Source organism: Clostridium sp. 'White wine YQ' (assembly GCF_028728205.1).
Taxonomy (GTDB): Bacteria; Bacillota; Clostridia; order Clostridiales; family Clostridiaceae; genus Clostridium_T.
The window spans coordinates 40,402-49,657 of sequence record NZ_JAQYUU010000013.1; the positions used below are offsets into that span (position 1 = coordinate 40,402).

Sequence of the window (9,256 nt, forward strand, 5' to 3'; positions counted from 1 at the left end):
AAAAATTTAGGAGGAGGAAATTATGAAGGCAGCAGTATTGCACTCAGTAGGAGATATAAGGTATGAAGACATTGACATAAAGCCTTATGGAGATGATGAAGTTAAAATAAAGGTTATGGCGGCAGGAATATGCGGGTCAGATCCTCCAAGAGCACTAAAGAGTTGGAAATATCCTCTACCTGCAATCTTAGGACATGAGTTCTCAGGATATGTAGTGGAAAAGGGTAAGAATGTTACAAATGTTGAAGTTGGCGATAGAGTAGTCGCAATTCCATTCGAGCCTTGTTATGAATGTGAATATTGTAAAAAAGGACATTTCTCACTTTGTGAAAATCATGGTATGTTAGGAGCTCAATCTTTTGGAGGCTTTGCTGAATACGCTAATGTTAAGGCAGCAAATGTATTAAAGATTGGTGACATTGATTATGAAGAAGCAGCTATGATAGAGCCACTAGCAGTAGCACTACATGGAGTACTTAATATTAAACCTCAACTAGGTGATGTAGTTGCAGTATTAGGGGCAGGTACAATAGGACAACTTACAATACAATGGCTTAAGGTTACAGGAGTTGAAAAGATTATTGCAGTAGATATTTCAGATAAAAAGATATCAGAAGCAATCAGTTTAGGTGCAGATATTGGAATAAATGCATTAAAAGAAAATCCTGTAGATAAAATATTAGAATTAACTAATGGTTTAGGAGTAGATATTTGTATTGAGAGTGCAGGTTCTAAAATCACTCAAGAACAATGTTTACTAGTAACAAAGAAAAAAGGAAAAATAGGATTTCAAGGCATTGGACATGCTGGTATAGAATTATCAGAAAAAGCTTTTGAAGGAATATTTAGAAAAGAATTGACATTACAAGGTTTCTGGAATTCATATTCAGCTCCATTCCCAGGTCAAGAATGGGTTAAGAGTATAGAATATGTAAAACAAAAGAAAATAAAACTTAAAGAGCTTATTTCACATAGATTCTCTTTAGAAGATACAGCAAAAGCTTTTGAAATGATTAAAGAAAGAAAAGAAGAATATAACAAGATAATGATAGTACAAAGCTAAAGGGGGAATTAAAGTGAAAGCATTAACAAAAACTAAACCTGGATATGACAACATGGAGTTGTTAGACATTGAAGAACCAAAGGCAGAGAAGAACTTAGTAAAGATTAAGGTTGAGTATAGTGGTATATGCGGATCAGACCTTCACTCCTTCAAAGGTGAATATGGAAATATAAAAACTCCAGTTGTATTAGGTCATGAATTTGCAGGCGTAGTAGTAGAAGTTGGAGAAGATGTAAAGAGTGTTAAAGTAGGTGACAGAGTAACTAGCGAAACAACATTCGAAACTTGTGGAACATGTGATTTCTGTAAGAGTAAAGACTATAATCTATGCTCATCAAGAAAAGGAATTGGAACTCAAGTTAACGGAAGTTTTGCAGAATATGTTATCTCAAGAGAAGAAAGTGTACATGTTCTTCCAGACAATGTAACATCACTTTCTGCAGCATTAACAGAACCTCTTGCTTGTTGTGTACATGCCGCTTTAGAGAAGACAACTGTAGTTAAAGAAGACGTAGTTTTAGTATTTGGTCCAGGACCAATAGGATTACTTTTAAGCCAAGTAGCAAAATCTCAAGGAGCTTATGTAATCATAGCAGGAGTTACAAAGGATAAAGAAAGATTAAATTTGGCAACTAAATTAGGAATAGACAGAGCTGTAGATTTACAACAAGAAGATTTAGAGAAAATCGTAATGGAGAAAACAAACAATTACGGAGTTAATAAGGTTTTTGATTGCTCAGGTGTTATACATGCAGTAAATCAAGGATTAAAGCTTGTTAAGAAAAAAGGAGATTTCGTACAAGTTGGAATATTTGCTAAAACTCTAAATGAAATGAACCAAGAATTAATTATTCAAAGGGAAATTAGATACATTGGTTGTAGATCACAAAAACCAAGCTCATGGGAAATTTCTTTAGATCTTTTAAAGAACAAAAAGGTTGATACAGAAACTTTAGTTACAAAGATAGTAGACCTAGATAACTGGAGAGACGGAATAGATGCAGCAATGCAAGGCAATGAAATAAAAGTAGTTATTAGATCTTAATTTATAGAAGGAAGTGTTGTTATGAATGCTGATTTATTGAAAATACATTCGCAAAAAATAAGAGAAAAAATATTAGTGATGATAACAGAAGCTCAATCAGGACATCCAGGTGGATCTCTATCAATAACTGATATATTAACAGTATTGTATTTTGAAAAGATGAATATAAATGTTAATGATTTAAAGGATCCTAATAGAGATAGATTTGTTCTAGCAAAAGGACATGCAGCTCCTGGTTTATATGCAACATTAATGGAAAAAGGTGTTATCGGAGAAGAATGGCTTGGTAAACTAAGACAAATAAATTCTATATTACAAGGACATCCAGATATGAAAGCAATTCCTGGAATAGATATGTCAACTGGTTCATTAGGACAAGGATTATCTGCTGCAAATGGAATGGCATTAGCTGGAAAAGTTAAGAATAAGGAATATAGAGTATACGCAATTTTAGGAGATGGAGAATGTCAAGAAGGACAAGTGTGGGAAGCAGCTATGGCAGCAGCTCATTACAAACTAGACAACCTAACAGCATTTCTTGATTTCAATGGACTACAAATTGATGGTAAAAACTCAGACGTAATGAATATTAATCCAATAGATGAGAAGTTTAAGGCATTTGGATGGAATGTAATAGTTATAGACGGACATGACTTCGAACAAATAGGAAATGCAATAGATGAAGCAAAGACAGTTAAAGGAAAACCAACTATGATTATTGCTAAGACTGTAAAAGGTAAAGGCGTATCATTTATGGAGAATAATGCAGGATGGCATGGAGTTGCACCAAGCAAGGAAGAATTAGTTGTAGCATTAAAGGAAATCAAGGGAGGTAATTAATATGAAAATGGCAACAAGAGAAGCATATGGCCAAGCTATATCAGAATTAGGAAAAACTAATGAAAATATAGTAGTACTAGATGCGGATTTGTCAAAATCAACTAAAAGTGCAGATTTCAAAAAGGTTGCACCAGAAAGATTCTTTAATATGGGAATAGCTGAAGCTAATATGATTGGAACAGCTGCTGGTTTAGCAACTACTGGATTAATACCATTTGCATCAACATTTGCAATGTTTGCAGCAGGAAGAGCTTTTGAACAAATAAGAAATTCAGTGGCTTATCCTAAGTTAAATGTTAAGGTGGTTGCAAGTCATGCTGGTATAACAGTTGGAGAAGATGGAGCATCACATCAAGCTATAGAAGATTTATCATTAATGAGAAGTATACCTGGAATGGTAGTTATAAATCCTAGTGATGGAGCAGAAACAAAAGAAGCTATAAAAGCAGCTGCTGAATATTACGGACCTGTATATATTAGAGTTGGTAGAATGGCTGTTGAAGATGTTCATCCAAATGGTTGCAACTTCAAAATAGGTAAAGGTGAATTACTTAAAGAAGGAAGCAAAGCTACTATTATTGCAACTGGAATTACTGTTGAGATGGCTCTTGAAGCTAGTAAGGAACTTGAAGCAGAAGGTATTGACGTATCAGTAGTTAACATGGCAACAATTAAACCTATAGATAAGGAACTAATTGTAGCGGAAGCTAAAAAGACTGGAAAAATAATAACTATAGAAGAGCATAGCATAATTGGCGGACTTGGATCTGCAGTATGCGAAGTTGTAAGTGAAGAAAACTTAGCAAAAGTAAAAAGACTTGGAATGAATGATACATTCGGTCAATCAGGAAAACCAAAAGATTTAATGGAATTCTACGGACTTACAAAAGAACATTTAAAAGATGAAGTTAAAAAGATAGTTTTAGGTTAATTAAAAATATAGAGATATAAAATATAAAACGGGGGAGTAAGTTATGGAAGTAATAATTTCACCATCATTATTGTCAGCAAACGTATGTAATTATGGAGAAGATTTTAAAGTTTTTAATGAAAAAAATATCAAAGCAATACACATCGATATTATGGATGGACATTATGTTCCAAATCTATCCTTTGGATTAGATCAAGTAGCTGCATTAAGAAAGTTAACAGATATTGAATTTGATGTTCACTTGATGGTAACAGATCCTGATAAATTTGTTGAACCACTTGTGGAAGCTGGAGCAAACAGCATAACAATACATGCTGAAGTTGCAACTCATATGTATAAAAGTATTCATTACTTAAAAAGTTTTGGTATTAAAGCAGGAGTAGCAGTAAATCCAGCAACACCAATAAGTTGTTTAGAACATATTTATCCTCTAGTAAATAGAGTATTAATAATGTCAGTTGAACCAGGTTTTGGCGGACAATCATTCATCCCATTAGCGTTAGATAAAATTAGAGAACTTAATGAAATTAAGAAAAAAGGAAACTATGATTTTACTATTCAAGTAGATGGGGGAATAACATTAGATAACATTAAAGAGGTTATAGATTGTGGAGCTAGAGACATTGTTATAGGGTCATCATTATTTAAACAAGACTTGTCTCAAAATATAGACTTGTTTGAAAATGTAATAAGTGAAATTAAGAATATCCCATAGCCCCCACATCAGAAAATATAAAGGTAGGAGAATATTGCGAGTATTCTCCTATTCTTTTATAAATTATACTACGTGAAAATAGTATTTACAATGAAAAATAACTTAGTAAGAATAGGAAGGTTGATATATATGAAAATTGCTATTGGCTGCGATCACGGCGGATTTACACTAAAAAATGCTATAAAAGAATATTTAGCAGGAAAAAATATAGAAGTAGAAGATTTTGGAACTAATAGTGCACAAAGTGTTAATTATCCTGAATATGCTATAAAAGTATCGAAAGCAGTAACATCAAAGGAATGCGATCTTGGAATATTATGTTGTGGTACTGGAATAGGAATGTCTATAGCTGCAAATAAATTTAAAGGTATAAGAGCAGCAGTTGTTGGTGATACATTCTCAGCTAAAGCAACAAGAGAACATAATAATACTAACATTTTATGTTTAGGAGAAAGAGTAACTGGGGAAGGGCTAGCACTAGATATAGTAGATACATGGATAAATGCAGAGTTCCAAGGGGGACGTCATAGCGAAAGATTAGCTTTAGTAGAAAAAATAGAACAGGGTGAATATTAATTAATAGCTAGGAGGGATTATTATGATGGAAGAGCTTAAAAGGCTTCAAAATGGTACTGATATTAGAGGAATAGCTATTGAAACTTCAGAACATAAAGTAAATCTTACACCTACAACTGTAAGATTTATAGGGAATGGATTTATTAAATGGATTAAAAAAAATAAAAATAATGATGAAAAGATTAAGATTGCTATAGGAATGGATTCAAGATTATCAGGGCCAGAAATACGAGAAGCTTTAATTGATTTACTAATTAATGTTGGATGTGATGTGTATGATTGCGGAATGAGTACCACTCCAGCTATGTTTATGACAACAATTTTAGATGACTATAAATGTGATGGAGCCATAATGATTACAGCAAGTCACTTACCTTATTTCTATAATGGACTTAAGTTCTTTACTCCTAAAGGTGGATGTGAAAAAGAAGATATCAGTGAAATATTAGAAATAGCATGTGATTCAGAAATGATGTATACATCAAGAGGCGTATTGAGAATTGTCCGTTTTATAGATGAATATGCAAATATATTAGTAAATAAAATAAGAAGTGATGTGAAATCAAAGAGTAATTATAACAAGCCACTACAAGACTTTAAAATAATTGTTGATGCTGGAAATGGAGCAGGTGGCTTTTTTGCAAATAAAGTATTAGAGGAACTAGGAGCAGATATAGAAGGAAGCCAATTCTTAAATCCTGATGGCATGTTCCCTAATCATATTCCTAATCCAGAGAATAATGAGGCTATGAAAGCAATTAAGGAAGCGGTTTTAAAAAGCAAGGCAGATCTTGGGATAATATTTGATGCAGATGTTGATAGAGCTGCAATTGTTAGCGCAGATGGAACTGAGATTAATAGAAATGCGCTAATTGCACTAATATCAGCAATAGTTTTGGAAGAACATCCAAAGTCAATTATAGTTACAGATTCAGTAACATCTAATGGATTAAGAGATTTTATAACTGATTTAGGCGGAGTTCATCATAGATTTAAAAGAGGATATAGAAATGTAATAAATGAGTCCAAAAGACTAAATGAAGAGGGAAAAGATAGTCAATTAGCTATCGAAACTTCAGGACATGCTGCCTTAAAAGAAAATTATTTCCTTGATGATGGAGCATACTTAATAGCCAAGATATTGATTAAAATGGCTAAGTTAAAAGAAGAAGGAGAAAACATAGCAACATTAATTGATAGGCTTAAGAATCCATTGGAAAGTTCCGATGTTAGATTGAAAATAAAAACTGAAGACTTTAAGGGTTATGGGCAAAAAGTTATTAATGAGTTAAAAGAGTATGCATCATCAATAGATGGATGGAGTATTGAAGAAAAGAATTACGAAGGATTAAAGGTTAATTGTGATAAGAATAATGGAGATGGATGGCTATTATTAAGACTTTCATTACATGAACCTGTATTACCTTTAAATATTGAATCTGATTCTAAAGGTGGTATTAAAGATATACTTAAAATATTGAATCCTTTTATAGAAAAGTATGAGATGTTAGATTCATCAGACATGAAAGATATAGGATAGAATATAACATTGATATAAGGAGAAGAAAAAAATGTTCTTAGATACAGCAAATATAAACGAGATAAAAGAGATATCAGCTTTAGGATTTTTTAAAGGGGTTACGACTAATCCTACATTATTACTAAAGGAAAAAAAGAACAGGGAAGTTATTATAAATGAAATATTTGAAGCTTATCCTAAAATGCTTTTTGTACAAGCGGTAGGAGAAACTCATGATGAAATTTATAATGACTGTAAAAGAATTCTACAGATTGATTCTACTCGAATTGTACTAAAAATTCCTGCAACAGTTGAAGGAATGAAAGTAATAACTTCTATAAAAAGAGAAAATAGGTATACTCCTATTTTGGCCACTGCTGTATGTTCAGTTGAACAAGGAATAATTAGTGTACTCGCAGGTTGTGATTATATTGCTCCTTATGTAAATAGAATGGAGAGTAACAACATTAATCCTTATGAGGTAATTAACAAAATAAGAAAGTACATTGATGAGAGTAAAACAGATACTAAAATTGTTGCAGCAAGTTTTAAGAATCCAAATCAAGTAAATGATGCAATTTTTTCAGGAGCACATACAGTAACAATACCTTATGATATATTAAATCAAATGCTAAATAAACAATTGGTAGTAGCCAGCGTTGATAGGTTTAACAAAGATGGATATGAGCTTGAGACATTGGGTAGATAGCATAAGATGATCATATGAAATCTATAGGGAGGTGTACTATATTGAAATTAGCAGCATCAATAATGTGTGCAAATCAGATAGAGCTATATAATGAACTAAAGAAATTAGAAGAAGCAAAAATAGACTTATTACATTGCGATGTAATGGATGGCATATTCGTAAATAACTTAGCTATGGGACCGTATGTTTTAGAGGCTATAAAGAAGTATACAAATATACCTTTAGACATACATTTAGCAACAGTGAATCCTGAAAAATATATAAAAATGTATGGATACTTAAAACCCGAGTATATATCTTTTCATATTGAAGCAAGTGAAGATGTTGAAAGAGATATATCATTAATAAGAAAATACGGAATAAAGCCTGCTTTAGCAATTAGCCCAGAAACACCTATTGAAAAGATAGAAAAATATTTATCTATGATTGATATGATATTAATGATGACAGTTAATCCAGGTTTTGCGGGTCAAAAATTTAGATATGAAGTTTTAGATAAAATAGATAAATTAAATGAAATATTAAAAAAATGTGCCAAGAGACCGATTGTTGAAGTGGATGGATGTATAAATAGCATTACAATGGAACATTTGAAGAGTAGAAATATAGATATATATGTATTAGGAACTTCAGCACTATTTAATAATAATGGAATAAGCTTTAAGGATAAAGCTATTAAACTTCGAGCATAAATTCAGGAGTTTTAAAGCCTTTGTAGTTCATATAAATGAATTACAAAGGTTTTTATTTTATATATGTTAAGTTTCGTGATAGGATTGGTTGTAAGTGGTATAATTTAAATAGTATACAAAACTTGAGGTGAAATTATGAGTATTGAAAGACTAAAAGAAATAATTAAAAATTCAAATAACATAGTATTCTTTGGAGGAGCAGGAGTATCTACTGAGTCTGGTATACCTGATTTTAGAAGTGCAAATGGTTTGTTTAACGAAAAATTAAATAGAACATTTACACCAGAACAATTGGTATCACATACATTTTTCATGAGATACCCTGAAGAATTTTTTGCTTTTTATAAAGAGAAACTAATATATCAAGATGCTAAGCCTAACGATGCCCACAAAGCTTTAGCAAAATTAGAGGAGATTGGGAAACTAAAAGCTGTAGTCACTCAAAATATAGATGGACTTCACCAAATGGCAGGAAGTAAAAATGTCTTTGAGCTTCATGGATCAGTTCATAGAAATTATTGTATGAAGTGTCATTCATTTTATGATGCAGACTTTATAGTTAATTCAAAAGGAGTGCCTACGTGCACTAAGTGTGGAGGAACTGTTAAACCAGACGTGGTTTTATATGAGGAAGGTTTAGATGAAGATACTATTAATGGAGCAGTTTCAGCTATAGCTAAAGCAGATACTTTAATCATTGGAGGAACTTCTCTTATGGTATATCCTGCAGCAGGACTAATTAAATATTTTAGTGGGAAGCATCTAATATTAATTAATAAAACATCTACTCAATACGATGGAGCAGCAGAGGTCGTAATTAATGAGAAGATTGGGGAGACTTTAAAACAAGTCATATAAATAAAAAGAACTCTAACTACGGTTGGAGTTCTTTTTATTGTCGTAATAAGGGGTTGATTTATAGGAGAAATTACAGAAAATTCATTAATTAGATAATAAATGATTATAAACTACGGTATACATAACCAGGTGTATCAATAGTAAGAAAACTTAGAAAGTAATAGAAATTAAGAGTATTTTAGTGGTGAGGTGCAGAAAATAGACTTTTTGTAGAAAAATGACGAAATATATGTGGTAAGATACTACTTGTCCCCACGAGATAGCGGGGACGAAACAAACAAATGGTCTTTGAAAATTAAACAGAGGAA

The 9,256-nt window shown here is 32.0% G+C and carries 10 protein-coding genes; all 10 read left to right on the forward strand.

The window, feature by feature from the left end:
- The first annotated feature begins 22 nt into the window (after positions 1 to 22).
- The 10 genes from PTZ02_RS19055 to PTZ02_RS19100 all read left to right on the forward strand — a co-directional run bounded on the left by PTZ02_RS19055 (position 23) and on the right by PTZ02_RS19100 (position 8,948).
- Positions 23 to 1,063: a galactitol-1-phosphate 5-dehydrogenase gene (locus tag PTZ02_RS19055; protein WP_202765847.1), complete on the forward strand. Its 1,041-nt coding sequence runs from the start codon at positions 23 to 25 to the stop codon at positions 1,061 to 1,063.
- Between the two features lie 13 nt (positions 1,064 to 1,076).
- Positions 1,077 to 2,108: a zinc-binding dehydrogenase gene (locus tag PTZ02_RS19060; protein WP_274229324.1), complete on the forward strand. Its 1,032-nt coding sequence runs from the start codon at positions 1,077 to 1,079 to the stop codon at positions 2,106 to 2,108.
- Between the two features lie 21 nt (positions 2,109 to 2,129).
- Positions 2,130 to 2,948 (forward strand): transketolase, encoded by an 819-nt coding sequence (locus PTZ02_RS19065; RefSeq protein WP_274229325.1) that lies wholly within the window; start codon positions 2,130 to 2,132, stop codon positions 2,946 to 2,948.
- A complete protein-coding gene (locus PTZ02_RS19070) occupies positions 2,944 to 3,879 on the forward strand; it encodes a transketolase family protein (RefSeq protein ID WP_274229333.1) in 936 nt (311 codons plus the stop codon). The genes PTZ02_RS19065 and PTZ02_RS19070 overlap by 5 nt, the downstream gene beginning before the upstream one ends.
- Positions 3,880 to 3,922: 43 nt before the next feature.
- The gene (gene rpe / locus PTZ02_RS19075) at positions 3,923 to 4,594 is read left to right on the forward strand and encodes a ribulose-phosphate 3-epimerase (RefSeq protein WP_274229326.1); all 672 of its coding nucleotides are present in this window, start codon (positions 3,923 to 3,925) and stop codon (positions 4,592 to 4,594) included.
- A gap of 129 nt (positions 4,595 to 4,723) precedes the next feature.
- Positions 4,724 to 5,170 (forward strand): ribose 5-phosphate isomerase B, encoded by a 447-nt coding sequence (gene rpiB, locus PTZ02_RS19080; RefSeq protein WP_274229327.1) that lies wholly within the window; start codon positions 4,724 to 4,726, stop codon positions 5,168 to 5,170.
- 22 nt (positions 5,171 to 5,192) lie between these two features.
- Positions 5,193 to 6,710, forward strand: a complete 1,518-nt coding sequence (locus tag PTZ02_RS19085; protein WP_274229328.1) for a phosphomannomutase/phosphoglucomutase — start codon at positions 5,193 to 5,195, stop codon at positions 6,708 to 6,710.
- Between the two features lie 31 nt (positions 6,711 to 6,741).
- Positions 6,742 to 7,398, forward strand: coding sequence for a transaldolase family protein (locus PTZ02_RS19090; RefSeq protein WP_274229329.1), 657 nt, complete (start codon positions 6,742 to 6,744; stop codon positions 7,396 to 7,398).
- 41 nt (positions 7,399 to 7,439) lie between these two features.
- Positions 7,440 to 8,090, forward strand: coding sequence for a ribulose-phosphate 3-epimerase (locus PTZ02_RS19095; RefSeq protein ID WP_274229330.1), 651 nt, complete (start codon positions 7,440 to 7,442; stop codon positions 8,088 to 8,090).
- A gap of 135 nt (positions 8,091 to 8,225) precedes the next feature.
- Positions 8,226 to 8,948 (forward strand): NAD-dependent protein deacylase, encoded by a 723-nt coding sequence (locus PTZ02_RS19100; protein WP_274229331.1) that lies wholly within the window; start codon positions 8,226 to 8,228, stop codon positions 8,946 to 8,948.
- The last annotated feature ends 308 nt before the right edge of the window (positions 8,949 to 9,256 follow it).